Genomic DNA, 26,309 nt, shown 5'->3' on the forward strand with positions numbered 1-26,309 from the left:
CTACCAGGAGATCGTGAAGGGCCTCATCATCGTCGCCGCCGTCGTCGTCGACGTCCAGCGCCAGAAGAAGCGCTCCAAGAAGAGCTGAGCTCACCTCCAGCAGGGAGGGAACCCGCCGGCCCCCGCCGTCACCCGACGGGGGCCCTCGCAGCCGGCGCGCCGGCGGTTCCGCCGCGCAGGTTCCTTCCACACATCCATTCGAAAAGTTTCCGACGCATGAAACGACTCCTGACGGGCACCGCCCTCGCCCTGACCCTGTTCGCGCCCGCCGCCATGGCGGAGAACATCGGCATCTCGATGGCACTGTTCGACGACAACTTCCTCACCATCCTGCGCAACGGGATGCAGTCCTACGCCACCGACAAGGGGCTCGACGTCCAGGTCGAGGACGCGCAGAACGACGTCGGCCGGCAGCTGAGCCAGATCGAGAACTTCATCGCCTCGGGCGTCGATGCGATCATCGTGGTTCCCGTCGACACCGATGCGACCATGGCGATGACCGCCGCCGCCTCGTCCGCCGGCATCCCGCTCGTCTACGTGAACCGCCAGCCGATCAATGTCGACGACCTGCCGGAGAACGAGGCCTTCGTCGGCTCCGAGGAGCGGCAGGCGGGCATGCTCGAGACGCGCGAGATCTGCCGGCTGCTCAGGGAAGCGGGCAAGGGCGAGGGCGCGAAGGCCGTCATCATGATGGGCGAGCTCTCGAATCAGGCGGCGCGCGAGCGCACCGCCGCCGCCAGGGCGGTGATCGAGAGCGACGACTGCGCCTTCATCGACGTGCTCGAGGAACAGACCGGCAACTGGCAGCGCACCCAGGGCACCGACCTGATGACCAACTGGCTCGCCGCCGGGATCGCGCCCGATGCGATCATCTCCAACAACGACGAGATGGCGATCGGCGCGGCCCAGGCGCTCCGGGCGGCGGGCGTGCCGCTCGGGGACGTGGTGATCGGCGGCGTCGACGGCACGACCGACGGGCTCGCCGCCGTCGCGGGCGGCGATCTCGACGTGACGGTCTTCCACAACGCCAGGGCCCAGGGCGAGGGCGCGGTCGAGACCGCCATCCGGTTCATCGCCGGCGAGGCGGTGCCGGAGAAGAAGATCTACGTCCCCTTCGAGCTGGTGACGCCCGCCAATCTCGCGGACTACCAGCACCATTGATCAGGAGGGGCGGAGAGAAAACTCCGCCCCCGATTTCCTCGGGAGAGAAGAAGATGACTGTTCGTTTCGCTGTGCTCGGCGCGGGCCGGATCGGCAAGGTTCATGCGCGCGCGGTCTCGGGCAATTCGGCCGCGAAGCTCGTCGCGGTGGCGGATGCGATGGCGCCGGCCGCCGAGGCGCTGGCCGCCGAATACGGCTGCGAGGTGCGCGCGATCGAGGCGATCGAGGCCGCCTCCGACATCGACGCGGTGGTGATCTGCACGCCGACCGACACGCATTCCGACCTGATCGAGCGCTTCGTGAAGGCGGGCAAGGCGGTGTTCTGCGAGAAGCCGGTCGATCTCTCGGTCGCGCGCGTCAAGGAGTGCCTGAAGGTCGTCGAGGCCGAGAAGGGCAGGCTGATGGTCGGTTTCAACCGCCGTTTCGACCCGCATTTCGGCGCGGTCAGGAAGGCGATCGACGACGGGAGCCTCGGCGAGGTCGAGATGGTGACGATCGTCTCGCGCGATCCGGGCGCGCCGCCGATCTCCTATATCGAGCGCTCGGGCGGCATCTTCCGCGACATGACGATCCACGACTTCGACATGGCGCGCTTCCTGCTCGGCGAGGAGCCGGTGGCGGTGACGGCGCACGCCGCCGTCTTGACCGACAAGGCGATCGGCGAGGCCGGGGATTACGACAGCGTCAACGTGATGCTGGAGACCGCGAGCGGCAAGCAGTGCGTGATCTCGAACTCCCGCCGGGCGACCTACGGCTACGACCAGCGCGTCGAGGTGCTAGGCTCGAAGGGCATGGCCGCCGCCGAGAACCAGCGCGAGGTCTCGATCGAGGTCGCGACCGGCGCGGGTTTCACCCGGCCGCCGCTGCTCGACTTCTTCATGAACCGCTACCCGGCCGCCTATTCCGCCGAGATCGCGGCCTTCATCGACGCGATCGGGAGCGGCGCGCCGATGAGCCCGAGCGGCGAGGATGGGCTGCTGGCGCTGGCGCTGGCCGACGCCGCGCTGAAGTCGGTCAAGGAGGGGCGCAAGGTCCAGGTCTCCGAGATCACCGGCTGAGCCGGAGCGGACCCGCAACGGACGGCGGGCGCGGAGGCCTCTCCGCGCCCGTTCGCGTTCACACGCCCGGGGCCGGCTCGTTCTCGGCCTCGCCCGCGAGCGCCTTGCGCAGCGCATCCTCGCGCGTATGGTCGAGCGAGGTCTGCAGGACGGTGCCGCCGACGCCCCGGAGCGCCTCCAGCACCTTGTCGCCGGTCACCTTCTTCACCAGCACGAAGAGCACGGCCTGGCCGGGTTCGATCTTCTGCTCGGCGAGATCCTTCATGAAGCGGTCGTTCACGCCCACGTCGGTCAGCGCGCCCGCGAGCGCGCCGGCGCCCGCGCCCGCGGCGACCCCGACCAGCGGGTTGAGGAACAGCACGCCGATCAGCAGGCCCCAGAAGCTGCCGCCCGCCGCGCCCGCCGCCGTGGTGCTGATGAGCTGGTTGAGCTTCACGTGACCGGATTCGGACTTCACCGCGATCACGGCGTCGCCGATGTCGATCAGATATTCCTTCTGGAGTTCGAGGATCCTGTTCCGGACTTCCTCGGCCTGCGCCTCGGAGGGGAAGGTGACTGCGATCAGGTCGGCCATGAGAGCGTCTCCGTTTGGGACCGCGTCCGGGCAATTCGGACGCGATCTGCGTAGAATGGCCGATCCGGCGCGTCAACGCGCCGGTCGGTCACGGACGCCTTTCGCCCGGAGCTACTGGCAGGCCTGGAGCTGGGTGCCGGCCGCGGCGCCCGCGCCCGCGCCGACCGCCGTCGCGACCTGCTTGCCGGTGCCGCCGCCGATCTGGTTGCCGAGCACGCCGCCGATGGCCGCGCCGCCGAGCACGCCGCCCGCGCATTGCAGGTTCCGGTTCGTCGATGGGTTGTTGGTACAGCCGGCGGCCGCGAGTCCGGCCAGCAGGGTCAGGATCAGGCTCGTCTTCATCATTCCCTCACACACCGCGCGGCGCGACGCGAGGCGGGCCGCCGCGCGCCCGGCCCGCCTCGGATCCAATGCGCCGCGCGGCCCGGTTGTTCCGCGCCGCCCGCCGCGTCAGTTCAGGACGCCGTCGCCGTTCTTGTCGGAATCGTTGAAATCCGCGACGATCACGGTGATGAACTCCTCCTTGGAGACGCGGCCGTCGCCGTTCGTGTCGGCCGCGGCGAACTGCTCCGACGTGATCGTGACCTCGGCCTCGGCCGCGGAGAGATAGCCGTCCCGGTCGGTGTCGAGCTGGACGAAGGCCGCGTCCATCGTCGCGATCATCTCGTCCCGCGTGACCACGCCGTCGCCGTTCTTGTCCACCGCGGCGAGGCCCTGGGCGGGAATGCCCTGCGCGAGCGCCGGCAGGGCGCCGAGTGCGAGGGCGATGGTGGCGGTCGTCAGGATGCGCATGGTCGTCCCCCTCACTGCTTGCAGGCGAGCGTGCCGAGGCCGGCGCCCGCGCCGGCGCCGGCGGCGACCATGAGATCGTGTCCGCCGCCCTTGCCGAAGGCGCTGCCGACGAGGCCGCCGAGCACCGCGCCGGTCAGGGTTCCGGCGGCGCAGCCGAGTTCGTGTTTTTCCTGGGGCGTGGCGTTGGAGCAGGCGGCCAGCACGAGCGTGGCGCCTGCGAGCGCCGCGAAGGCGGTTCGGATCATGGGTTCCTCCTCCCGGCCGCCCGCGGATGCGCGGACGCGCGAGGAATCGTTACCCGATGGCGATTCGCCGTTCCACTGATTCCGCGCCGCCCCGCGCGCGTTCGCGGTCGGCGGCGGCGATCACGCGCGAGGCCGCCTCGACCGCGCCCGGGCCATGCGCGATGCCGAGCGCGTCGAGCGCGGTCTCGACCGTCGCGAGCGTGCCGAGCAGCGTCGGCGGGTTCAGATGGCCCATATGGGCGATCCGGAACATGCTGGAGGGATCGACCCCCGGCGTCTCGAGGCCGATCCCGAGGGTGACGCCCGCGATCTCCTCGCACCAGGCGCGGATGCGCCCGGCCTCGCCCGGGCCGGTCCGGATCGTGGTGACCGCGTAGCTCCGGGCCGGGGCGGCGGGGATGTTGAGTTCGAGCGCGCCCGCGCGCCCCCAGGCCTCGACCGCCGCCGCCACCGCGCGGGCGAAGACCGCGTGACGCGCCCAGACATTCCCGAGCCCCTCCTCGAGCAGGATCATGTCGAGCGCCTCGCGCAGCCCGAAGAGGTGATGCGTCGGCGCGGTGCCGTGGAAGAGTTCGTAGAACAGCCCCGGTTTCGAGCGGGGGCGCCAGTCCCAGTAGGGGCTCGGGCAGGGCACGCCCTCGGCCATCGCCTTGTCGCTCTGGAAGGTGAAGCCGAGGCCGGGGGGCGTCATCAGCCCCTTCTGGCAGGCGGAGATCATCACGTCGACGCCCCAGGCATCCATCTCGAACCGGTCGGCGGCGAGGCTCGCCACGCAATCGACGGCGAGGAGCGCGGGATGGCCGGCGGCGTCGATCGCGGCGCGGACGGCCCGGATGTCGGTCAGCGCCGAGGAGGCGGTGTCGGTCTGGGTGGTCAGCACCGCCCGGATCCGCCGGTCCGCGTCGGCGCGCAGATGGTCCTCGATCCGGCCCGGCTCGACCGCGCCCCGGAAGCCGAAGTCGATCGTCTCGACCTCGATCCCCAGGCGCCGCGCCGTCTCCGCCCAGCCGCGGCCGAAGCGCCCGGTGAGAAGGACGAGGATCCGCTCGCCGGGCCGCGCCATGTTGGCGAGCGAGGCCTCCCACATCGCATGGCCGTTGCCGATGTAGATCGCCACCGCGCCCTCGGTGCGGGCCACGCGGCGGAGGTCGGACCGGACCGTCCCGGTCAGTTCGACCAGCTCGCCCTCGTAGATGTTGGGGGCGGCCTGGTGCATCGCGTTCAGCACGCGGTCGGGAATCATCGAGGGGCCGGGGATGGCGCGGATCGCGCGTCCGTAGGAAAACGACATGGCAAGGAAGCTCCGTTGGCGCGCGCGAGACTAGGCGAAACCGCGGGCGGGCGGAATGCCGATTCCGGGTTTGTCGCGGTCGCATCCGCGTGATACCACCCGGGAACCTCCAGGAAAGCGACATGGGCAAGACAAAAATCGACTCAGGCGAGCCGCGCACGCGTCCCTTCGTCCGCCTGTGGCGGGACTGGCTCCGGAAGAACTGGCCGACGGCCCTCTTCACGCTCGCCATGATGGTGATCGTCGCGGTCGCCTCGGCGGGATATACCAAGCTGATCCAGGAGGTGATGAATTCCTTCGAGGACAGCGACTTCTCGGTGATCTGGTGGGGTCCGTTCGGCGTCGTCGCGCTGACCGCGATCAAGGGGCTCGCCGACTACTACCGCGAGACCTCGTCGAACCGCTTCGTCACGCGGATGGAGGCCGATCTCCAGAAGGAGATGTTCCGCCAGCTCGTCGGGAGCGATCTCGCCCGGCTCGCGACCGAGGCGCCGGCGGGGCTGGCCGCGCGGTTCTCCTCCGACATCGCGCTGATCTCGGGCGCGGTCCGGGGCGCGCTCGGCGGGCTCTCGGGCATCCTGATCATGGTCTTCTCCTTCGCGGCGATGCTGACGATCGACGCGCCGCTCACCATCGCGATGGTGCTGATCTTCGGGATCGCGGTGCTGCCGGTGAACCTGATCGGCTCGCGGCTGAAGAAGATCAGCCGCAAGACCCAGGCCGAGATCGCCTCGATGACGAGCGAGGTGACCGAGGGGCTGACGGGGATCCGGATGGCGCGGACCTACCGGCTCGAGGAGCCGCTGTCGGAGAACGCGGCCAGCATCTTCGAGCGGCTCTTCAGCCTGAAGAACCGGCAGAACCAGTGGAGCGCGCGCGTCTCGCCGCTGATGGAGGCGCTGGCGGGGATCGCGATCGCCGTGCTGCTGCTCGTCGTCGGCATCCGGATGAGCCATGGCACGACCTCGATCGCCGATTTCACCGGCCTGCTGACCGGTCTCGGCGTCGCCTCCGGCCCGGCGCGGCGGCTCGGCTCGACCTACGCGCAGATGCAGCAGGGGGCGGGGGCGCTCGACCGCGTCTTCATGCTGTTCGACGCGGAGAACACCATCGTCGACGGCGCCGAGACGATCGCGCGGGCGCGGGGGGAGATCGTCTTCGACGAGGTGGAATTCGCCTATCCCGACGGCCATGTCGCGCTCAACGACTTCACGCTGCGCATCCGCGCCGGCAGCCGCGTCGCCTTCGTCGGCCGGTCCGGCGCGGGCAAGTCGACCGTCTTCAACCTGCTTCCCCGGCTCTACGATCCGACCGGGGGGCGGGTGCTGCTCGACGGCCACGACCTGCGCGACCTGACGCTCGCCTCGCTGCGCGATCAGATCGCGGTTGTGAGCCAGGATTCGATCCTGCTCACCGGCACGGTCGCGCGGAACATCGGCTTCGGCCGGCGCTCCGCCGATCGCGCGGAGATCGAGGCGGCGGCCCGCGACGCGGCGGCGGACGGGTTCATCTCGGCGCTGCCGAAGGGCTACGACACGCAGGTCAGCCCCTCGGCCGGGCAGTTCTCGGGCGGCGAGCGGCAGCGGCTCTCGATCGCGCGCGCGATCCTGCGCGACGCGCCGATCCTGCTGCTCGACGAGCCGACCTCCGCGCTCGACGCCGAGAGCGAGGCGGCGATCCGGGGCGCGCTCGACCGGCTCGCGGCGGGGCGCACCACGCTCGTCATCGCGCATCGCCTTGCCACCATCCTCGACGCCGACCATATCGTCGTCATGGACCGGGGCCGCATCGTCGAACAGGGCACGCATCAGCAGCTGCTCGACCTGGGCGGCCTCTACGCGGATCTCTACGCGCTGCAGTTCTCGGGCGCCTGAGGAGGAAAGATGACCGCCGGATTTCACGCGGCCGACCGGGCCGTGCTGCGCGTCTCGGGCGCCGATGCGCGCGAGTTCCTGCAGAACCTCGTGACGAACGACGTGAAGGGGCTCGAGACCGGGCCGGTCTACGCCGCGCTGCTGACGCCGCAGGGGAAATATCTCTTCGACTTCTTCCTCGTGCCCGACGGCGAGACGATCCTCGTCGACGTCGCCGCCGACCGCGCCGAGGCGCTGGCGCGGCGGCTCGCGATGTACCGGCTCCGCGCCCGGGTCGAGATCGGGGAGGCCGACCTCGCCGTGGTGCTCGGCCTCGGCGCGCCGCCGCTCGTCCCGCTCTGCTTCGTCGATCCCAGGCTCGCCGAACTCGGCTGGCGGGCCTATGGCGCCGATCCGGATCTGATCCTCGCCGGCATGGCGCCGCTCGATCCCGCCGCGATGACGGCGCTCCGGATCGCGCATGTCGTCCCCGAGACCGGACTCGAGCTTCTTCCCGACGACAGCTACATCCTCGAGATGGGGTTCGAGCGGCTGCGGGGCGTCGATTTCCGCAAGGGCTGCTACGTCGGGCAGGAGGTGACGGCCCGGATGAAGCACAAGACCGAGCTTCGCAAGGGGCTCGCGCGCGTGCGCCTCGCGGGTCCGGCGCCGGAACCGGGGACGGAGATCACCGCCGGGGGCAAGCCGGTCGGGACCGTGCTCACGGTGGGCGAGGGGGCGGGGCTGGCCTACCTGCGCTTCGACCGCGCCCAGGGCGTGCTCCGGGCCGGCGCGGCCGAGATCACCCCCGACCCGTAGGGCGGACATCCGTCCGCCTTCCCGGGTGATTCGGGGCTCATGCCTCGCGCAGGATCTTCGTCAGCGGCTCGAAGGCGTTCGCATTGGCCGCGACCACGCCCCGGCTCTCGAAGATCTCGGCGCCCTCGGCGAGCGGACCGGCGAAGCCGCCCGCCTCGCGCACCAGCAGCAGCCCCGCCGCCATGTCCCAGGGCCTCAGCCCGTGTTCCCAGAACCCGTCGAGCCGGCCGGCGGCGACATAGGCGAAGTCGAGCGCCGCGGCGCCCATGCGGCGGATCCCGGCGGTGCGCGGCGACAGCGCGGCGATCTCGCGCAGCGTCGAAGGCAGGTCACGGCTGCCGGCCCAGGGAATTCCGGTGCCGAAGATCATGTCGGCCATCTCGCGGCGGCCGGAGACGCGGATGCGCCGGTCGTTCACATAGGCGCCCGCGCCCTTCTCGGCGACGAACATCTCGTCCTTCGCCGGGTCGTAGACCACGCCCGCGACGATCTCGCCCTTGTGCTCCAGCGCGATGGAGACCGCCCAGTGCGGGATGCCGTGCAGGAAGTTGGTGGTGCCGTCGAGCGGATCGACGATCCAGCGCCGCGTCGGGTCGGCCCCCTTCACCTCCTCGCTCTCTTCGCCGAGCCAGCCGTAGTTCGGCCGCGCCTCGGTCAGTTCCTCGCGGATCACCTGCTCGGCCTTGAGATCGGCGCGGCTGACGAAATCACCCGGGCCCTTGGCGGAGACCTGAAGGTTTTCCACCTCGCCGAAGTCGCGGACGAGGCCCCGCGCCGCCTTGCGCGCGGCCCGGATCATGACGTTCACATTGGCCGAGGCTTGGGTCATCTCGCACTACCTGAATTGGGGAACGGCGCCTTATGATGGCTTTCGTCCCGGGCGGCAAGGCCCCGGCTCAGTTCCGCTGCATGTAGGTGAAGGTATAGAAGGCGTCGAGCCCGGACCATTCGTTCTTCTCGATGAAGCCGTCCTTGTTCGTGTCGAACCGGTCGAAGCTCACCTGCTTCAGCTTCGGCATCACCGTTCGCGTCTCCTCGTAGGTCACGCGCCCGTCGTGGTTCGTGTCGGCACGGCCGAAGGCGGTGGCGCTCGCCGTGCCGGCGGAGCCGAGGAGCAGGCCCGCGGCGATGGCGAGGCTCAGGGTGCGGGGACGGGGCATGCGGGATCTCCTGCGGTTGCGGGGCCGGCCTAGCAGAGCCGGCGGGGCGGCGCCAGCCGCGCGGGCGCCGGCGCTCAGCCGAGCGTGATCCGCGCCTTGATCGGCAGATGGTCCGACGCCCGCCGGGCGAGCGGCGAGTCGTGCGTCTCGACCTGGCCGAGCACGCCCGCGGGCCGCGCGATCATCCGGTCGAGCGCGAGCACCGGGAAATAGGCGGGAAAGCTCGGGACGCCCGCCCCGACCGGCCCGAATCCGGCGGCGAAGCCCGAGAGCGCCGAGCGCCGCTCCCGCCGCCATTCGTTCATGTCGCCCATCAGCACGGTGGGCAGGTCCGTCGTCTCCGCCGCGTGGCCGAGCAGCGAGCCGACCTGCAGCAGCCGCGACCGCCGCAGCAGGCCGAGATGGACGCCGAGCACCCGCACCGCGCCCTGGGCGAGCGCCAGATCCGCCATCAGCGCGCCGCGCGGTTCGAGCCCGGGCAGGGTGACCTGGCGCACCTGCCTCGCGCCGCCGCCCCGGAAGAGCAGCAGGTTGCCGTGCCAGCCGTGGCCCATGTGACCATTGGCGACCGGCACCGGCTCGAGCCCGGTCGCCTCCCTCAGCGCCGCGAGGTCGAGCAGGCCGCGGCGGTCGCCGAAGCGGCGGTCCGCCTCCTGGAGCGCGATCACGTCGGGATCGATCTCCGCGATCACCGCCGCGATCCGGCCCGGGTCGAACCGCCGGTCGGTGCCGACGCATTTGTGCACATTGTAGGAGGCGAAAAGCGCCGTCGCCGCCATCGCGCCGAATCTCCTGCCGACCGGGGAGCCCGAGCCTAGTCGGAACGCGGCGCCCTCGGCAATCTGTCGTCGAAGTCGCGCAGGAACTCGGTATGGGTGACGAGCCCCGACGGGGTGAGCGCGTGAAGCTGGAAGGCCGGGCACTGCCGGACGACGGGGGCGCGGATGGCCGGCTCGAAGAGCGGCACGGCCCAGGCGACCGAGGGGCAGACGCCGCAGATCGTGCCGGCGAAACCGGCCTCGACCGCGCGGTGCACGTGGCCGCAGGCGACGCGGAGCACGTTCGGGTGCCGCCGCAGCAGCGCCTCGAGCGGCGCGGGATCGGCGAGGCGCCAGATGTCCATCGCCGCGATTCCGGTCAGGATCGGCGGATGGTGCATGAAGACGAGCGCGGGGCGCCCCTCCGCCGCTTCGAGCCGGCGCGCGAGCCAGGCGAGGCGCTCCTCCGGCAGCGCGCCGGCCGGATCGCCCTCGAGGCCGAGCGTGTCGAGCCCGAGGATCAGCGCCGGCGGGAGGTCGAGCCCGAGCTGAAGCCCCGGCGCGGGATCCCCGCCGATCAGGACGGGCGAGTCGCGGAAGGCCGCGGCGAAGGCGTCGCGGCGGTCATGATTGCCGGGGATCGCCGCCATCGGCAGGTCGAAGCCGTCGAGCAGGCGCAGGAAATGGGCGTATTCCTCCGGCCGCCCGTTCTCGGTCAGGTCGCCGGTGAGGAAGACGAGGTCCGGCCGCGGATCGAGCCGCGCGAGCCGGGTCAGCACCGCGGTCAGCGCCCGCGCCGGGTCGTATCCGCCGAACAGGATCGTGCCCGGCAGCGAGACATGGGGATCGGTGACCTGCGCGATCAGCATGTGTCCTCCTCGGGGTCGTGTCCGCTCCCGAGGAGGTTCCGGGCCGGCCGGCTCCGCCTCAGCCGACGAAGACCGAGCGCAGCGGCGGGAAGCCGTTGAAACCGACCGAGGAGTAGCTCGTCGTATAGGCGCCGGTGCAGAGGATACGCACCTTGTCCCCGTCTGTCAGGTCCAGAGGCAGCTGGACCGGGCGCTTCTCGTAGAGCACGTCGGCCGAGTCGCAGGAGGGGCCGGCGAGGATGCAGGGGCCGGTCTCGCAGGAGTCGCCGTGGCGCGTCTCGAACTGGTAGCGGATCGCCTCGTCCATCGTCTCGGCGAGGCCGGAGAACTTGCCGATGTCGAGATAGACCCAGCGCTGCAGGTCGTCCTGGTCCTTCTTCGAGACGAGGAGCACCTCGGCGACGATGACGCCCGCCTCGGCGACGAGGCCGCGTCCGGGTTCCGCCATCACGGTCACATCCGCGCCGAAGCGGGAGCGGACCATGCGCATCACCTCCGCCGCGTAATCCTCGGTCGCGGGCAGCGGCAGGCCGTAGAAGGCCGGGAAGCCGCCGCCGATGTTGAGGATCCTGAGGTCGTGGCCGTTCGCCTTCGCCTCGGTCCAGAGCGCCAGCGCGCCGTCGAGCGCGGAGGCCCACATCCGGGGCTCGCGCATCTGGCTGCCGGGATGGAACGAGATGCCGGCCACGTCGAGGCCGAGATAGCGGCCGAGATCCATGAGCCGCAGCGCCTCGCGCGGCGCGCAGCCGAACTTGCGGGTCAGCGGCCAGTCGGCGTCCGACGATTCGACGAGCATGCGCACAATGACGCGGGCGCCCGGCGCGTGCGCGGCGATCTTGCGCAGTTCCGATTCGGCGTCGACGGCGAACTGCTCCACCCCCACCGCGTGCGCGTAGGCGATGTCGGAGGCGCGCTTGATCGTGTTGCCGAAGGCGATCTCGGAGGCGGGCACGCCCTGGCCGAGGCAGAGGTCGATCTCGCCCTTCGAGGCGCAGTCGAACCGCGCGCCGCGGTCGCGCAGCGCGGCGACGATCTCGGGCGCCGGGTTGGCCTTGACCGCGTAATGCACGCTCGCATCGCCGAGCCCGGCGACGAGCGCGTCGTATTTCGCGCGGAGCATGTCGAGGTCGAAGACGACCGTCGGCTCGGCGAAATCGTTCTCGCGGATATAGGCGTCCTGACGGGTGCTGACCGCGCTTTTCGCGGGGTGCTGGTCGATCAGGGAAGCGGAGGAAATGCCCAGTCGGGCGGCGGCGTTCAACATGGTCATCTCCATCAGACCCGGGGGAGTTAACCCCGTCGTTTCCAAAAGAGACGTTACCGTCGCTACTTGAGTCCACGTCAGGCGCGGCCGAGCAGAGGTGCGTGCGTTGGCGTCAGGGACCGGGATATGAGGCCCTTCCCCCCTCACATCAAGCACTTTCTCGGGCGGCGGGCGATTATTTTCCGATTGGCTCGCCTCGCGTGATGCGAAGGTCGCAAGTCCTTAACGGATCATGAATTTTTCGCGACCGCGACGAGGGCCGGCGCGCCCGCGTCCGGACAAGCGAAAGCCCCGTCGCGCGGGGGCGCGACGGGGCTTCGCGGCATGCGGCGGCTCCGGCGCCCAGGGGGCGGCGCCGGCGGAATGTCAGGCGGCGGTCTCGGCCTTGGCGATCTCGCGCTTCAGGCGGAGCGCCTTCGGCGAAAGCTCGGCGTCGGGCGCGGCGGCGAGGAAGGCGTCGAGCCCGCCCCGGTGATCGACGGTCCGGAGCGCGGCGGCCGAGATCCGGAACTTGTGGCTCTGGCCGAGCTTCTCGCTCGTCAGGGTCACGTCGTTCAGGTTCGGCATGAAGCGCCGCTTGGTCTTGTTGTTGGCGTGGCTGACGTTGTTGCCAACCATCACGCCCTTGCCAGTCAGTTCGCAGCGACGAGACATCGTCAGGTTCCTTGCAGCTTGGCCCCCGTCCGAGGTGCCCCCAAAACATCGTCAAGGCCGCGTGGCACCGGAAGGACTTCCGGAGCGCGCGGACCGAAAACTTGAGCGCGCCTCATACGCGCGCGGCCCCGCCGCGTCAAGGTCGAAGCGCGCGCCGCCCTCAGCCGGTTCCGGCCTCGCCGAAGAGCGCGGCGAGCAGCCGGTCCGCCGCCACCTCGGGCCCGAGCCCGCCCGCGCCGACCTCGGCCGCGAGCTCGCCCCGGAGCGCGGCGAGGCGGGGGTCGCCGGCCATGCGCCGCGCGAGGCCGCTCTCGACCGCGCGGGAGAACCAGGCCTCCGCCTGTTCGCGCCGCCGCGCCTCCCAGGCGCCGCTCGCCCGGCGGGCGGCCGCCAGTTTCTCGACCGCCGCCCAGGCTCCGTCGAGCCCGTCGCCGGTCGCCGAGGAGACCGCGAGCGCGCGGGGATAGCCCTCCGGATCGCCGGGCCGGTGGCGTAGCAGCCGGAGCGCTCCCGCGTAGTCGGCCCGCGTCCGCGTCGCCTGGGCGAGCATGTCGCCATCGGCCTTGTTGACGAGGATGATGTCGGCCATCTCCATGATGCCGCGCTTCACCCCCTGCAACTCGTCGCCGCCGCCGGGCGCGAGCAGGAGCAGGAAGACGTCGGTCATCTCGGCGACCATCGTCTCGGACTGGCCGACGCCCACCGTCTCGACCAGCACCACATCCGCGCCCCAGGCCTCGACCAGCGGGATCGTCTCGCGCGTGCGGAGCCCGACGCCGCCGAGGCCCGCGCTCGAGGGGGAGGGGCGGATGAAGGCCATCGGATCGCGCGACAGCAGGTCCATCCGCGTCTTGTCGCCGAGGATCGATCCGCCCGAGCGCGCCGAGGAGGGATCGACCGCGAGCACAGCGATTCGCTGGCCCCGCGCGGTCAGCCGGGTGCCCATCGCCTCGGTGAAGCTCGACTTGCCGACGCCCGGCGTGCCGGTCAGCCCGACCCGCAGGCTCGGCGTCTCGCGCGGCGGCAGGCTGTCGAGCAGGCGCCGGGCCGCGCGGCGGTGGTCGGGCCGGGTCGATTCGACCAGCGTGATCGCCCGGGCGAGCGCGCGCCGGTCGCCCGCGGCGAGCCGCTCCGCGAGCGCCTCGAGCGCCGCCCCGTCGGTCAGCGGGTCACGCACGCGTCACCGCCGGTTCCCGCTTTGCACCTTGGCCCCGTCGCTTCCGCTGGCATATTCCCATCGACGTATCCGTTCTTTCGCTCCCCGCCCGAGAATCGCGAGGTCCGCCCGGCATGTCCACCTTCCGCACTCTCCTTCGCGCGGCCGTCGTCGCCCTTCCACTCGGACTGGCCGGCGCGGCCGTCGCCCGGGCCCAGACGGCCAACTACGACTTCTATGTCGCGGGCTTCAAGGTCGGAACCATGACCTTCACCCCCGAGACCGGCGCGCGCGACTATTCGGCACAGGCGCGGATCAGCGCCGCCGGCATCGTCGGCGCCTTCCTCACCTTCGACTACGCGGCGAGCTCGAGCGGCGCGCTCGGCAAGGCCGGGCCGGTGCCCCGGCTCTTCCAGGCGGTCTCCGATTCCCCGAGCGGCCGGCGGACCACCCGCATCGACTGGAAGAACGGCGTGCCGGTCAAGGTCACGGTCGAGCCGCCGCGCGAGGACGAGCCTGACCCGAGGGAGCAGGCGGGCACGGTCGATCCGGTCGCCGCCGGCGTCGCCGTGCTGAGCGACGGGCCGGCGGAGCGGATGTGCGCGACGACGGTCGACATCTTCGACGGGTCGCGCCGCTCGCGCCTGACCGTCGGGCCGCGCCGCGCGGTCAAGGGCGGCTTCACCTGCGCGGGCACCTACGCGCGGCTGAAGGGCGAGCCGCACACGCTCTCGTCCCAGAGGGAGTTTCCCTTCACCCTGACCTTCTCCGAAGGCGCGGACGGCATGGCGAAGGTACGGCGGATCGAGACGAAGACCAGCTTCGGCACGGCGGCGATGGAGCGGCGGAGCTGACCGGGACCACGCTCGGCCAGGGCCTCGACGGCCTGCCCATCGCCCCCGCGCTGCCGGAACTCGCGGCCGCGCTCGGCCGGGCGGGCGTCGCGGTGCTGCGCGCGCCGCCGGGCGCGGGCAAGACCACCGCGGTACCGCTCGCGCTCATCGCGGCGGGCGTCGTCCGGGGCAGGATCCTGATGCTGGAGCCGCGCCGCGTCGCCGCCCGCGCCGCCGCCGAGCGGCTGGCGGAGGGGCTGGGCGAGGCCGTCGGGGGGCGCGTCGGCTACCGGATGCGCGGCGAGGCGGTGGCGGGCGCGGCGATCGAGGTCGTGACCGAGGGCGTCCTCACCCGGATGATCCAGTCGGATCCCGAACTCCGGGGCATCGGCCTCGTCATCTTCGACGAATTCCACGAGCGCGCGCTCGCCTCCGATCTCGGCCTCGCGCTCGCGCTCGAGATCCGGGGGGCGCTCCGGCCGGACCTGAAGCTTCTCGTCATGTCCGCGACGCTCGACGTGGAGGCGGTCTCGGCGCTGCTCGACGGCGCGCCGGTCGTCACCGCCGAGGGCCGCGCCTTTCCGGTCGAGACCCTCTGGCTCGACCGGCCGCTCGCCTCCGGCGCGGGCCGGGGCCCGGGACTGGAGGAGGCGACGGCGGAGCTGACGCTGCGCGCGCTGGGCGAGACGGAGGGCGGCGTGCTCGTCTTCCTGCCGGGCCAGCGCGAGATCGCCCGGACCGCCGCCCGGCTCGCGCCCGCGCTGCCCCCCGGCGTCCGGCTCCAGCCGCTCCATGGCGGGCTCACGCTCGCGGAGCAGCGCGCCGCGCTCGCGCCCGCGCGGGAGGGGCGCAAGCTCGTGCTCGCGACATCGATCGCGGAGACCTCGCTCACGATCCCGGACGTGCGCGTCGTGATCGACGCGGGCCGGGCGCGGCGGGCGCGGTTCGATCCGGCCTCCGGCATGAGCCGGCTCGTCACCGAGCGCGTGACCCGCGCCGAGGCCGAGCAGCGCCGGGGCCGGGCGGGACGCGTCGCGCCAGGCCGCTGCTACCGGCTCTGGACGAAGGGGGAGGAGGGGGCGCTCGCCGCCGCCGCGCCGCCGGAAATTCTCGCCGCCGATCTCGCCGGCCTCGCGCTCGAGGTGGCGCTCTGGGGCGGGACGGTCGAGACCATGCCCTTCCCGACCCCGCCGCCGGCTCCGGCGCTCGCCGAGGCGCGGGCGCTCCTGCGCGCGCTGGGCGCGCTCGACCAGGGCGGCGCGATCACCGCGCATGGCCGCGTGCTCGCCGGGCTGCCGACGCATCCGCGGCTCGGCCACATGCTCATCCTCGCCGGGGAGCACCGGAGCCGCGATCTGGCGGCCGATCTGGCCGCGCTGCTCGCCGCGCGCGATCCGCTGCGGGGCGCGGGCGGACCGGCGGAGGTCGATCTCGCGATCCGGCTCCAGGCGCTCCGGGATCCGGGCGCGGCGGAGCGCGAGCATCCCGTCACGGTGGACCGCGGCGCCATCGCCGCGATCCGCGCCGAGGCCCGGCGCCTGCGCGCCGGCGGCGCGAAGGGCGCGGGCGAGCCGCTCGGCGCCGGCGCGCTTCTCTCGCTCGCCTATCCCGACCGGATCGCGAAACGCCGCGACGGCGAGGCGCCGCGCTACCTGCTCTCGGGCGGCAAGGGCGCGGTCCTGCCGCCGGGCGATCCGCTCGCCCGCGCGCCCTTCCTCGTCATCGCCGATCTCGACGGCGATCCGCGCGAGGCGAAGGCGCGCCGCGCGCTGTCGCTGAGCGAGGCGGAGATCCGCGCGCTGCACGCGGACGCGTCGCGCCGCGAGCGGGTCTGCGAATGGTCCCGCCGCGACCGCGCGGTCCTGGCGCGCGACCGGCTCATGCTCGGCGCGCTGGCGCTGGAGGACCGGCCCTGGACCAACGCCCCGCCCGAGGCCGTCGCCGCCGCGCTGGTCGAGGGGGTGCGCGACCTCGGCCTCGACACGCTGCCGTGGACGCCCGCGGCCCGCCGCCTCGCCGCGCGGGTCGAATGGCTCCGGGCGCGGGGCGTGGACCTGCCCGACATGTCCGACGCCGGACTGCGCGACGGCCTCGACGAGTGGCTCGCCCCGTTCCTGACCGGCCGGGCGCGGCTCGAGGATCTGGCGCGGATCGACCTCGCCGGGGCGCTGGGCGCGCGGCTCGACTGGGAGGCGCGCGCGCGGCTCGACGCGCTCGCCCCGGCGGAGATCGCCGCCCCGACGGGGACGCGGCTTGCGATCGACTATTCCGGCGCCGCGCCGAGCGTCGCGGTGCGGCTTCAGGAGATGTTCGGCCTCACCCGTCACCCGTCGATCGGCCCGGACGCGGTGCCGCTCGTGCTCGAACTGCTCTCGCCGGCGGGGCGCCCGGTACAGACCACCGCCGATCTTCCCGGCTTCTGGAAATCCTCCTACGCCGACGTCCGGCGCGACCTGCGCGGGCGCTATCCGAAACACCCCTGGCCGGAGGATCCGGCCGCCGCCGAGCCGACGCGGCGTGCGAAACCGCGCGGCTGAGGCAACCGTCACGGGGGCGTCGTCGTTCCGGCCTTATGGCTTGCCGGCTCGCGCCGCGCGGCGTTAGCTGCCGAGTGAGCCCGAAGAAGGCCGGAACAATGGGGATATCATCATGAACGCGCCCGTCAGGGAGCCGAGCTTCCGCGAATCCGTCGACATCATGTTCAGCCGGGCCGTCCGGCTCATGGATCTCTCGCCGGGGCTGGAGGAGAAGATCCGCGTCTGCAACTCCACCTACACGGTTCGATTCGGCGTCAGGCTGCGCGGGGCGATCCATACCTTCACCGGCTACCGCTCGGTGCATTCCGAGCACATGGAGCCGGTCAAGGGCGGCATCCGCTACGCGATGAGCGTCAACCAGGACGAGGTCGAGGCGCTGGCGGCGCTGATGACCTACAAATGCGCGCTGGTGGAGACGCCCTTCGGCGGCTCCAAGGGCGGGCTCCGGATCGATCCGCGCGAATGGGACGAGCACGAACTCGAGCTCATCACCCGCCGCTTCGCCTATGAACTGGCCAAGCGCGACCTCATCAACCCGAGCCAGAACGTGCCCGCCCCGGACATGGGCACGGGCGAGCGCGAGATGGCCTGGATCGTCGACCAGTACCGGCGGATGAACACGACCGACATCAACGCCGCCGCCTGCGTGACCGGCAAGCCGCTCAACGCGGGCGGCATCCAGGGCCGGGTCGAGGCGACGGGGCGGGGCATCCAATACGCGCTCCGCGAGTTCTTCCGCCATCCCGAGGACGTGGCGCGGGCGCATCTCGACGGCGGCCTGGAGGGCAAGCGGGTCGTCGTGCAGGGGCTCGGCAACGTCGGCTTCCACGCGGCGAAGTTCCTATCGGAGGAGGACGGGGCGCTCGTCACCGGCGTGATCGAGCGCGACGGCGCCGTGATGAACCCCGCCGGCCTCTCGATCGAGCATCTGAAGGCCCATATCGGCGCCACCGGCGGCGTGAAGGACTTCCCCGGCGCGACCTATTACGAGGAGGGCTCGGCGGTCCTGGAGGCGGAATGCGACATCCTCGTGCCCGCCGCGATGGAAGGGGTGATCAACCTCTCGAACGCCGACCGGATCCAGGCGCCGCTGATCATCGAGGCGGCGAACGGCCCGGTGACCGCCGGGGCGGACGATCTGCTCCGCCGCAAGGGCAAGGTGATCATCCCCGATCTCTATGCCAACGCGGGCGGCGTGACGGTGAGCTATTTCGAATGGGTGAAGAACCTCAGCCACATCCGCTTCGGCCGGATGCAGCGCCGCCAGGAGGAGGCGCAGCACGCGCTGCTCGTGCAGGAACTCGAACGCGTCGCCCGGACCAGCGGGATGAAGCACGGCCTGTCGGACACGTTCAAGAGCCAGTACGTGCGCGGCGCGGGCGAGCTCGAACTGGTCCGCTCCGGCCTCGATGACACGATGCGCGAGGCCTATCAGTCGATTCGCGAGGTCTGGCACACGCGCAAGGGCGTCGAGGATCTGCGCGTCGCCGCCTATCTCGTCTCGATCGGCCGCGTCGCGGCCAGCTACCGCTCGAAGGGTCTCTGAACCGTCCCGGCACCTCGGGGGAGGGGATGCCGGCCTGATCCCGGGGCGCGAAACGCCCCGTGAGACGCGGGCGCGCGGCCCGCGTTCGTCGCCTCGGTCGGATCGCAGCCCGGAGTTCGCGGGCACCCCCGGCCGAGGTCATGCGCCATCGCGCCGCGGGCGTGTTCCCGCCGACGCGGCCGGGCAGCCTTGACCGGAGGGCGGGGTAGACGGAGAAGGCGCCCCTGTCGGAAGTAGGCTGTGGAGGCTGAAAAATGGCGCGTATCTTCGAGTCCGGGGACCGGATCATCTTCAACGAACCGGACACCGGGGCCGCCGCGCGGGAGGAGGCCTTCGCCGCGCCCGCGCTCGATTTCGACGCCGCGCCCGCGTTCCGGTTCCACGCCGCGGCCGATATGGCGGAGCCGCTTTCCGCCGCGCGCCCGTCCCAGGTCTCGGCAGCCGCCGCGGCCGGCGCGGCGCTTCCGACCTATTCGAACACCCAGATCGCCGATTACCTGCGGGCCGGCTACTGGAAGGACGTGGGCGAGCTGCCGCGCAGCTTCAACATGGGCGCGACCGGCGTCGGCGCGAACGACGGCGTGCTGCGCTACAACACCGACGCGCTCTCCTCCGCCGGCGCGGCGCTGGCGCAGAAGGCGCTGCGCCTCTACGGCGAGGTGCTCGGCATCGACTTCGTCAAGACGAGTTCGAGCGGCGCCTCGGTCGACATCCTCTTCCTCAACGACGACAAGAACTCGGCCTATACCTGGGTCGCCTCCTACGCCGACGCGCAGAACACGATCGCGCAGGCCAATGTGAACGTGGGCTCGGACTGGGTCTCGCATTACGGTACCGGCAGCGCCACCTATTCGCTGCAGACCTTCGTCCACGAGATCGGCCACGCGCTCGGCCTCGGCCATGCCGGCGACTACAACGGCGGCGCGACCTATGTGACGAATACCGGCGACGCCTCCTACGGGGACAACAGCAACCACTATCTGAACGACAGCTGGCAGGCGTCGGTCATGTCGTATTTCTCGCAGATCGACAACACGGCCGTCGACGCGGATTACGCCTTCGACCTCTCGCCGATGGTGGCGGACTGGATCGCGCTCGGCCGGATGTACGGCGGAGTCGGCGGGTTCACCGGCAACACCACCTGGGGCTTCAACAGCAACATAGGCTCCACCGTCTTCGCCAATCTCGACAAATACGCCGACGAGATGGCCTTCACGATCGTCGATGGCGGCGGCCGCGACACGATCGACTTCTCCGGCTTCTCCGACGCGCAGCGGATCAACCTCAACCCCGGCGCGATCTCCTCCGTCGGCGGCCTCACGGGCAACATGTCGATCGCGATGGGCACGGTGATCGAGGCCGCGAAGGGCGGCTCGGGCGCGGACATCCTGACCGGCAACGGCGCGGCGAACGTGCTTTCCGGCCTCGGCGGCGCTGACCGGATCCTCGGCGCGGGCGGCGCCGACACGCTCCGGGGCGGGGCGGGCAACGACACGCTGACCGGCGGCGCCGGCGCCGACACGCTGATCGGCGGCCCGGGAAGCGACGTCTTCCGGCTGGCGAGCCGTTCGGATTCGGGGCTCAGCGCGCGCGACGTCATCCGGGCGGGCGATGGCGGCGGCGCCTTCGACGGCGCGGGCGTCGCGGGAGGCGACCGGATCGACGTCTCGGGGATCGACGCGAATACGAAGGTCGCCGGCGACCAGAGCTTCGTGCTGGGCGGGACCGCCCGGGGTCATCTCTGGCTCACCAATTCGGGCACGGACACGATCGTGCACGGCAACCACGACGGCGACGCGGCGGCCGATTTCGAACTGGTGATCAAGGACGGCGCGACGCTCGCGAGCGCCTATGTGGCGGGCGACTTCATCCTCTGACCCCGCGGAGCCGGGCGGAGGTCTACGCTCCGCGCCCGGGACCGCGCCGGATCAGCCAAGCCGTGGCCCCCGCCTCTTCCGAGGCGCGCAGAAGCAGGTGCCCGGCCTCGGCGCAGAAATGCGGCATGTCGACCACCGCGGCCGGGTCGTCGGCCAGCACGCGCAGCACGGCCCCCTCGGGCAGCGCCAGCAGGCGCTTGCGCGCCCGGAGCACCGGCAGCGGGCAGAGAAGCCCGCGGGCGTCGATCTCGTCATCCCAGTCCATCGCTCCTCGATGCCAGCAAAAGCCGCGGACGGCCACGGGATTTTGAGATCGCGCGGCCGTGACGTGGCCGGGCGGGGGCGCTAGGGTGCCCGCCGACCGGGGCAGGAGCGGGACAGGCGGCGGATGTTCGGAATCGATCTCTTCGACGGGGCGCTGGCGCCCGCGCTCATCGTGGCGCTGCTCGCGGGCGTGCTGAGCTTCCTGTCGCCCTGCGTCCTGCCGATCGTGCCGCCCTACCTCGCCTACATGGCGGGAACCTCGATCGAGGACATGCGCCGGGGCGGGGGCGCGGATCGCCGGGTGATGACGGCGGCCACCTTCTTCGTGCTCGGCCTCTCGACCGTCTTCCTCGTGCTCGGCCTCGCCGCCTCGGCCTTCGGGCGGATGTTCCTGGCCTGGCAGCGCGAGATGGGACTGATCGGCGGCGTGGTGATCGTGCTCTTCGGGCTCCATTTCCTCGGCGTGCTGCGCATCCCGCTGCTCTACCGCGAGGCGCGGATCGACGCGGGTGACCAGGCCGGCTCGCCCTTCGGCGCCTATCTGCTCGGCCTCGCCTTCGCCTTCGGCTGGACCCCCTGCATCGGCCCGGTGCTCGGCACGATCCTGAGCCTCGCCGCGCAGGAGGGCTCGCTCGAGCGCGGGCTCGTCATGATGGGCTTCTACGCGGTCGGCCTCGGCCTGCCGTTCCTGCTGACGGCGGTGTTCCTGCGCCACGCGCTGGGCCTGCTCGCGGGGCTCCGCCGCCACATGCCGACGGTCGAGCGGGCGATGGGCGTGCTGCTCGTCGCGGTGGGCCTGCTGATGCTGACGGGCGGCTTCACCAGCCTGTCCTTCTGGCTGCTCGAGACCTTCCCGTCGCTGGCGCTGATCGGCTGAGGCCGGATCCGGCCCTCAGGCCTTGGTGGCGATGGCGAGCCCCTCGGAGGGTTCGAGCTTCGCCTTCTCCTCGGGTTCGACATGGATGGTGACGAGCGCGTCCGCCGTCGTCGCCTTGATCGCCTGTTCGATCCGGTCGCAGATCGCATGCGCCTCCGAGACCGGCATGTCGCCCGGCACGACCATGTGGAAATCGACGAAGGTGGCCGGGCCGCTGCCCCGGGCGCGCAGGTCGTGCACCTCGATGGCGCCGTCGCCCCCCTTCTCGATCGCGCGCAGGATCGGGGCGAGCGCCTCTTCCGGCAGCGCCTCGTCCATCAGCCCGCCGAACGAGTCCCGCACCACGTGCCAGCCCGACCAGAGGATGCTGAGCGCGACGACGCCGGCCATCAGCGGGTCCAGGATCTTCCAGCCGCTCACCACCGTCAGCACGATCCCGAAGGTCACGCCGACCGAGGTGACGACGTCCGAGAGCAGATGCCTGCCATCCGCGACCAGCGCGGGCGAGCGCATCGCGCGGCCCCGCCCGATGAGAACCCGGCTCCAGCCGGCGTTGAGCGCGCTCGCAAGGCCGCTCAGCAGCAGGCCGGGCAGCGGCGCCTCGATCGCGCGCGGGTCGCGCAGCCCCGCCCAGGCCTCGCGCAGGATCATCCCGGCGGCGAGGATGATCAGCGTCCCGGCGAAGACCGCGCTGAAATACTCGATCTTGTGGTGGCCATAGGGGTGATTCTGGTCCGCCGGCTGCGCGGACAGCCGGACCGCGAAAAGCGCGACCAGCGCGGTCGCGACGTTGACGAGGCTCTCGAGCGCGTCGGAATAGAGCGCCACCGACCCGGTCACCGCGTAGGCGAGATACTTGATCGCGAGGACGGCGAATCCCACCGCGAGGCTGCCCGCCGCGATCCTGATGCTCCCCTGCATGACGCCTCCGTTCGAAGGTCGAACGCTATAGCCGAGCGACTCCGCGCCGGCAACCGGCCGCCGCGCGGGGCGATGACAGCCCGCCGGCGGCGCCGACATCCCGCCCCGGTGACCGGATACCGCGGCGCCCTCCGGCGGAGAGCGATTCCGGGTCATCGAACGTGTCGAGGGGGGAAGTGGCGCGGTTGACGGGGCTCGAACCCGCGACCTCCGGCGTGACAGGCCGGCACTCTAACCGACTGAGCTACAACCGCGCTTTTCGCGTCGTGGATCCGGTGCCCGGGGCTTGCCCCGCGCGGCCCGGCGCCGCGTCGCTGGGGGCCTTTTAGGGGGGTGCCCGGGGGGCGTCAAGGCCCCCCGTGACGGATGCGCGACGAATTCGCCGCGCGCCGCGCGCCAGGCCCCGCGGCGGTTTTCCGCGCGCCCTCACGTGACCACGTGAATCCCCCCACCGCTTCGCATAGGGTGCGGCGCAGCGCGGGCTCGGCCACGTCGATCTGGTGCTTGGTGTCGTGATGCTCTCATCGCGATTAGTGAGGGGTGTCCCGTGATCGAGACGCGCGTCTTTTCCCTGATTCTCGCCCTCGCCGCCTTCGCGGTGGCGGTCGGGATTTCGCAGCTGTTGCGGATGCTCGTCCGCGACATCATCGAGCGGTCCCGCAAGGAGGATGCGAGGGAAGGACGCTGGTTCGAATGAACCGGCCGCGGCGCCGCGCCGGCGTGCCTTCGCCGGCGCGGCCCGTCCACCGCAACGATTCGGGTGTGTGAGCGTTTCCGCCGCGTAAGCGAGGAGAAGCGCATGTACAGACATTCGATCGACATCTGCCCCGACGACCCCGAGGAACTCATCCGGCGGCTCGATTCGCTGGCGGAGACCGGCGCCGAGGTCATCAACGTGATCTGGCAGCCCCGCCGCGCGGCGGAGGGCGACCAGTCCGCCGCCTTCGACACCAGCGGCAGTTTCCTCGTCATCTCGCGCCGGAACGCGATGACCGAGGCGGCGGCGATCGACGAGCGGGAACAATCCGCCATCGTCGCCTGATCGGTCCGAATGGCAAGGGGCGGGCTTCCGGTCCGCCTCGCATCTCTTGCGCGCGGGGCCGTCTCGGGAAATTCCGGAACGACCCCGCGCTGTGACGCGCCCGGAGGGACAGGCGCGTCATTCCCGCGGGCAGGGTCGCGCCCGCGCGGCCGGGGATCAGGCCGCGGCGACTCCGACCAGCGGTATGCGAAGCTCTGCACGGACGTCCTCGAGCCGGCGGCCCGCCGCGATCTCCTCGCACCAGACCTCGAACTTCTCCATCCGGTGCGGGCCGTAGCTCGTCACCATCGACACGTCGGCGGCGTCCATGCCGCGCACCATCAGGATCCGGCCGATGCGCGGCACGTTGTAGCGCGCGTCGAACGTGTACCAGCGCCCGCCGAGGAAGACCTCGAACCAGGCGCAGAAATCCATCGGGTCGGGGTTGTAGGGCACACCGATGTCGCCGAGATAGCCGCTGCCGTAGCGGGCGGGGATGTTGAGCGCGCGGCAGAAGGCGATCGAGAGATGGGCGAAGTCGCGGCACACGCCCCTGCCTTCGCGGTAGGCGTCGAGCGCGGTCTTCGTCGGCCGCCCGTGGCAGTAGCCGAATTCGATATGGTTGTGCACGAAGTCGCAGATCGCCTGCACCCGCGCCCAGCCGTCCGGAATATGGCCGAACATCGACCACGCCTCGTTCGACAGCAGATCCGATTCGACGAATCGGCTGGGCACCAGATAGCGCAGCGTCTCGGCCGGCAGGTGGCTGACGGGCAGCTGTTCGGCCCAGGGATGGACGGGATCGGGATCGCCGCCGTCCTCGATCACGAAATCGCTCACCAGCGTGACGAGCCCGCCCGGGTGGGTCAGGCGCGTCATCCGGTTGCCGAACGAATCGGTGTAGGTCTGGCCCGGCAGCCGCGGCTCGCAGCGCACGGCGCCGTCGCCCAGCACCGGACTGACCTCGGGCCGGGGCGACAGCGCGCACAGGATCGGGGTCTCGTTGTCGCAGCGAATGGAAATCTCAAAGCCAGCGCGAATGAACAACGCCAGGTCTCCTTCCTTGAATCCGGCCTTCGCAGGCTCGACGCCCGCTGGCGTCTTGGCGGGTTCAACGGGAAGCCGCGCGCTTTGTTCCGGGCCTCCGGGCAGGATTCCCGCGGCGGGCCGGAAGCCGCCGATGCCCGGCAGGCGGCGCGGCGCGGGGCATCCTCCCGGCGCGGGGGCCGGAAACGAAAAATCCGCGCCGGCGAGGGCGCGGATCATCGAAGTTCGGTTGCTCTCCCGCCGGCCCGAGGCCGGTCAGGGCACGCCTCAGCCCTGACGGGCCTTGAACCGGCGCTGGGTCTTGTTGATCACGAAGACACGACCCTTGCGGCGCACAACGCGGCAGTCGCGATGGCGCAGCTTCAGGGAGCGAAGCGAATTCACGACCTTCATGGCCTCTCTCCTTTCTAAGCGGCGCGCGGAGCGATCCTGCGCCTGGTTGCGGTCAGCCCTTTCGGGCGGAATTTCGGGCCAGACCCCCGAGGGGGAATGGTGGGCGTAACTGGGATTGAACCAGTGACCCCTTCGATGTCAACGAAGTGCTCTCCCGCTGAGCTATACGCCCGGGCGTCGAAGGCGTCGCCTCCGAAACCGTGGCGTGTCCTTAAGGGATGCCGCCGGAAGGTTCAAGTGATTTCCAAACGCTTTCTCATCCCCATATAGTCATCGCCGGGACTGGCCCGGAGCGCCGGCGGGTATGGGGTCGGGAAGGCATGGACGAACTGGTCTATCAGCTGCGCGAGCCGGAGGAGTATACGTCCTGCGCAGTGTTCAACTCGCCCCATAGCGGATCCGCCTATCCACTGGCGCTGCTCGGGGCCACGCTGCTCGATCCGGTCCGGCTGCGCTCCTCCGAGGACGCCTTCGTCGACGAGCTTTTCCGCAGCGCGCCGCGCCATGGCGCGCCGCTGATGGCGGCGACGATGCCGCGGGCCTTTCTCGATCTCAATCGCGCCTCCGACGATCTCGATCCGGCGCTGATCGCCGGGGCGTCGCGGCGCGTGCTCAATCCGCGAATCGCCGCGGGGCTCGGCGTCATCCCCCGCGTCGTCGCGGAGGGGCGCCCGATCATCCACGGCAAGCTGCCGCTCGCCGAGGCGCAGCGGCGGATCGCGACCTACTGGCACCCCTATCACGACAGGCTCCGCGCGCTCATCGAGGACCAGAAGGCGCGATTCGGCATGGCGATCCTGTTCGACTGCCATTCGATGCCGAGCGACGCGCTGAATTCCGCGCTGAACCTCGGGCAGAAGCGGCGGCCCAACCTCGTGCTGGGCGACCGGTTCGGCGCCTCCTGCGACCGCTGGCTGGTGGACGCGGCGACGGAGATCTTCACCGAGGCGGGATTCTCCGTGGTGCGCAACGCGCCCTTCGCCGGCGGCTACATCACCCAGCACTACGGCCGGCCGGCGCATGGCGTCCAGGCGCTGCAGATCGAGATCGACCGCTCGCTCTACATGGAGGAGCGCACGATCATCCGCTCGCGCGATTTCGTTGCCATCGCCGAGGCGATCGGCGGGGCGGTGCGCGCGCTGACCGCGCTCGGGCCGAGGCGGATGAAGGTCGCCGCGGAGTAGCGGCGGCGCGCCCGGGTCTCCCGGCAACGGGCGGAATTTCCAAAAAAAAGGCCGTGCGCATGGCACGGCCCAAGTTTAGGGAGGAAACGCCCGTAGGGCGTGTATGATGCAACGCATCATGTGAGTATGTATATGCGGCGGCGCAGCAAAGGTCA

Annotated in this window: 28 protein-coding genes and 2 tRNA genes; 12 read left to right on the forward strand and 18 right to left on the reverse strand. The window is 71.3% G+C overall.

The window, feature by feature from the left end; genetic code table 11:
- The first annotated feature begins 216 nt into the window (after positions 1-216).
- Positions 217-1,161, forward strand: a complete 945-nt coding sequence (locus FJM51_RS18875; RefSeq protein ID WP_140455692.1) for a substrate-binding domain-containing protein — start codon at positions 217-219, stop codon at positions 1,159-1,161.
- 53 nt (positions 1,162-1,214) lie between these two features.
- Entirely contained in the window at positions 1,215-2,219 is a 1,005-nt protein-coding gene (iolG, locus tag FJM51_RS18880; protein WP_140455693.1) for an inositol 2-dehydrogenase, read from the forward strand.
- A 58-nt stretch (positions 2,220-2,277) separates the two neighbouring features.
- Here the strand turns inward: iolG and FJM51_RS18885 are convergent, their stop codons facing one another.
- The 5 genes from FJM51_RS18885 to FJM51_RS18905 all read right to left on the reverse strand — a co-directional run bounded on the left by FJM51_RS18885 (position 2,278) and on the right by FJM51_RS18905 (position 5,121).
- Complete coding sequence (locus tag FJM51_RS18885) at positions 2,278-2,793, reverse strand: DUF1269 domain-containing protein (RefSeq protein ID WP_140455694.1); 516 nt, start codon at positions 2,791-2,793, stop codon at positions 2,278-2,280.
- Positions 2,794-2,904: 111 nt separating this feature from the next.
- The gene (locus tag FJM51_RS25995) at positions 2,905-3,135 is read right to left on the reverse strand and encodes a YMGG-like glycine zipper-containing protein (protein WP_233713184.1); all 231 of its coding nucleotides are present in this window, start codon (positions 3,133-3,135) and stop codon (positions 2,905-2,907) included.
- 108 nt (positions 3,136-3,243) lie between these two features.
- Positions 3,244-3,585: an EF-hand domain-containing protein gene (locus FJM51_RS18895; protein WP_140455696.1), complete on the reverse strand. Its 342-nt coding sequence runs from the start codon at positions 3,583-3,585 to the stop codon at positions 3,244-3,246.
- 11 nt (positions 3,586-3,596) lie between these two features.
- Entirely contained in the window at positions 3,597-3,830 is a 234-nt protein-coding gene (locus FJM51_RS18900) for a glycine zipper 2TM domain-containing protein (RefSeq protein WP_140455697.1), read from the reverse strand.
- Positions 3,831-3,879: 49 nt separating this feature from the next.
- Positions 3,880-5,121: a pyridoxal-phosphate-dependent aminotransferase family protein gene (locus FJM51_RS18905; protein WP_140455698.1), complete on the reverse strand. Its 1,242-nt coding sequence runs from the start codon at positions 5,119-5,121 to the stop codon at positions 3,880-3,882.
- 122 nt (positions 5,122-5,243) lie between these two features.
- Here FJM51_RS18905 and FJM51_RS18910 point away from each other — a divergent pair, with 122 nt between their 5' ends.
- Both FJM51_RS18910 and ygfZ read left to right on the forward strand, forming a co-directional pair.
- On the forward strand, positions 5,244-6,995 hold the full coding sequence (locus tag FJM51_RS18910) for an ABC transporter ATP-binding protein (protein ID WP_140455699.1): 1,752 nt from the start codon (positions 5,244-5,246) through the stop codon (positions 6,993-6,995).
- A 9-nt stretch (positions 6,996-7,004) separates the two neighbouring features.
- A complete protein-coding gene (ygfZ, locus tag FJM51_RS18915) occupies positions 7,005-7,793 on the forward strand; it encodes a CAF17-like 4Fe-4S cluster assembly/insertion protein YgfZ (RefSeq protein WP_140455700.1) in 789 nt (262 codons plus the stop codon).
- A gap of 37 nt (positions 7,794-7,830) precedes the next feature.
- On the opposite strand, the gene FJM51_RS18920 is transcribed toward ygfZ, so the two are convergent.
- The 7 genes from FJM51_RS18920 to meaB all read right to left on the reverse strand — a co-directional run bounded on the left by FJM51_RS18920 (position 7,831) and on the right by meaB (position 13,675).
- Positions 7,831-8,622: an inositol monophosphatase family protein gene (locus FJM51_RS18920; protein WP_140455701.1), complete on the reverse strand. Its 792-nt coding sequence runs from the start codon at positions 8,620-8,622 to the stop codon at positions 7,831-7,833.
- 67 nt (positions 8,623-8,689) lie between these two features.
- Positions 8,690-8,953: an EF-hand domain-containing protein gene (locus tag FJM51_RS18925; protein WP_140455743.1), complete on the reverse strand. Its 264-nt coding sequence runs from the start codon at positions 8,951-8,953 to the stop codon at positions 8,690-8,692.
- A gap of 74 nt (positions 8,954-9,027) precedes the next feature.
- Complete coding sequence (locus tag FJM51_RS18930; protein WP_140455702.1) at positions 9,028-9,732, reverse strand: endonuclease/exonuclease/phosphatase family protein; 705 nt, start codon at positions 9,730-9,732, stop codon at positions 9,028-9,030.
- Positions 9,733-9,767: 35 nt separating this feature from the next.
- A complete protein-coding gene (locus FJM51_RS18935) occupies positions 9,768-10,580 on the reverse strand; it encodes a phosphodiesterase (protein ID WP_140455703.1) in 813 nt (270 codons plus the stop codon).
- Between the two features lie 58 nt (positions 10,581-10,638).
- Positions 10,639-11,844, reverse strand: a complete 1,206-nt coding sequence (locus tag FJM51_RS18940; RefSeq protein WP_140455704.1) for a type III PLP-dependent enzyme — start codon at positions 11,842-11,844, stop codon at positions 10,639-10,641.
- A gap of 366 nt (positions 11,845-12,210) precedes the next feature.
- Entirely contained in the window at positions 12,211-12,498 is a 288-nt protein-coding gene (gene rpmB / locus FJM51_RS18945) for a 50S ribosomal protein L28 (protein WP_140455705.1), read from the reverse strand.
- 160 nt (positions 12,499-12,658) lie between these two features.
- The gene (meaB, locus tag FJM51_RS18950) at positions 12,659-13,675 is read right to left on the reverse strand and encodes a methylmalonyl Co-A mutase-associated GTPase MeaB (RefSeq protein ID WP_233713185.1); all 1,017 of its coding nucleotides are present in this window, start codon (positions 13,673-13,675) and stop codon (positions 12,659-12,661) included.
- A 113-nt stretch (positions 13,676-13,788) separates the two neighbouring features.
- On the opposite strand from meaB, the gene FJM51_RS18955 reads away from it, so the two are divergent.
- From FJM51_RS18955 to FJM51_RS18970, 4 genes are all read left to right on the forward strand, one after another.
- The gene (locus tag FJM51_RS18955) at positions 13,789-14,508 is read left to right on the forward strand and encodes a DUF3108 domain-containing protein (protein ID WP_140455706.1); all 720 of its coding nucleotides are present in this window, start codon (positions 13,789-13,791) and stop codon (positions 14,506-14,508) included.
- A 32-nt stretch (positions 14,509-14,540) separates the two neighbouring features.
- Positions 14,541-17,024: an ATP-dependent helicase HrpB gene (gene hrpB, locus FJM51_RS18960; RefSeq protein WP_438502767.1), complete on the forward strand. Its 2,484-nt coding sequence runs from the start codon at positions 14,541-14,543 to the stop codon at positions 17,022-17,024.
- Positions 17,025-17,136: 112 nt separating this feature from the next.
- On the forward strand, positions 17,137-18,570 hold the full coding sequence (locus FJM51_RS18965; RefSeq protein ID WP_140455707.1) for a Glu/Leu/Phe/Val family dehydrogenase: 1,434 nt from the start codon (positions 17,137-17,139) through the stop codon (positions 18,568-18,570).
- A gap of 254 nt (positions 18,571-18,824) precedes the next feature.
- Entirely contained in the window at positions 18,825-20,447 is a 1,623-nt protein-coding gene (locus FJM51_RS18970; RefSeq protein WP_140455708.1) for a M10 family metallopeptidase, read from the forward strand.
- A 22-nt stretch (positions 20,448-20,469) separates the two neighbouring features.
- Here FJM51_RS18970 and FJM51_RS18975 read toward each other — a convergent pair whose 3' ends face one another.
- Positions 20,470-20,712 carry a sulfurtransferase TusA family protein gene (locus FJM51_RS18975; RefSeq protein WP_140455709.1) on the reverse strand — a complete coding sequence of 81 codons (243 nt, stop codon included), beginning with the start codon at positions 20,710-20,712 and terminating at the stop codon, positions 20,470-20,472.
- Positions 20,713-20,835: 123 nt separating this feature from the next.
- Here FJM51_RS18975 and FJM51_RS18980 point away from each other — a divergent pair, with 123 nt between their 5' ends.
- Complete coding sequence (locus FJM51_RS18980) at positions 20,836-21,588, forward strand: cytochrome c biogenesis CcdA family protein (RefSeq protein WP_140455710.1); 753 nt, start codon at positions 20,836-20,838, stop codon at positions 21,586-21,588.
- Positions 21,589-21,603: 15 nt separating this feature from the next.
- Here the strand turns inward: FJM51_RS18980 and FJM51_RS18985 are convergent, their stop codons facing one another.
- Together FJM51_RS18985 and FJM51_RS18990 are read right to left on the reverse strand one after the other, a co-directional pair.
- Positions 21,604-22,509 (reverse strand): cation diffusion facilitator family transporter, encoded by a 906-nt coding sequence (locus tag FJM51_RS18985; protein WP_140455711.1) that lies wholly within the window; start codon positions 22,507-22,509, stop codon positions 21,604-21,606.
- 177 nt (positions 22,510-22,686) lie between these two features.
- Positions 22,687-22,763, reverse strand: a tRNA-Asp gene (locus FJM51_RS18990).
- Positions 22,764-23,056: 293 nt separating this feature from the next.
- On the opposite strand from FJM51_RS18990, the gene FJM51_RS23870 reads away from it, so the two are divergent.
- Both FJM51_RS23870 and FJM51_RS18995 read left to right on the forward strand, forming a co-directional pair.
- A complete protein-coding gene (locus tag FJM51_RS23870; RefSeq protein WP_181164637.1) occupies positions 23,057-23,206 on the forward strand; it encodes a hypothetical protein in 150 nt (49 codons plus the stop codon).
- Positions 23,207-23,308: 102 nt separating this feature from the next.
- Positions 23,309-23,551 carry a hypothetical protein gene (locus FJM51_RS18995; RefSeq protein ID WP_140455712.1) on the forward strand — a complete coding sequence of 81 codons (243 nt, stop codon included), beginning with the start codon at positions 23,309-23,311 and terminating at the stop codon, positions 23,549-23,551.
- 156 nt (positions 23,552-23,707) lie between these two features.
- On the opposite strand, the gene FJM51_RS19000 is transcribed toward FJM51_RS18995, so the two are convergent.
- From FJM51_RS19000 to FJM51_RS19010, 3 genes are all read right to left on the reverse strand, one after another.
- Positions 23,708-24,577 (reverse strand): transglutaminase-like domain-containing protein, encoded by an 870-nt coding sequence (locus tag FJM51_RS19000; protein ID WP_140455713.1) that lies wholly within the window; start codon positions 24,575-24,577, stop codon positions 23,708-23,710.
- Between the two features lie 267 nt (positions 24,578-24,844).
- Entirely contained in the window at positions 24,845-24,970 is a 126-nt protein-coding gene (ykgO, locus tag FJM51_RS19005; RefSeq protein ID WP_140455714.1) for a type B 50S ribosomal protein L36, read from the reverse strand.
- A gap of 97 nt (positions 24,971-25,067) precedes the next feature.
- Positions 25,068-25,142 (reverse strand) — tRNA-Val (locus FJM51_RS19010).
- A 148-nt stretch (positions 25,143-25,290) separates the two neighbouring features.
- On the opposite strand from FJM51_RS19010, the gene FJM51_RS19015 reads away from it, so the two are divergent.
- Positions 25,291-26,154: an N-formylglutamate amidohydrolase gene (locus tag FJM51_RS19015; protein ID WP_140455715.1), complete on the forward strand. Its 864-nt coding sequence runs from the start codon at positions 25,291-25,293 to the stop codon at positions 26,152-26,154.
- Positions 26,155-26,309 lie beyond the last annotated feature (155 nt).

Origin of the sequence: Amaricoccus solimangrovi (genome assembly GCF_006385685.1) — a bacterium.
Lineage (GTDB): Bacteria > Pseudomonadota > Alphaproteobacteria > Rhodobacterales > Rhodobacteraceae > Amaricoccus > Amaricoccus solimangrovi.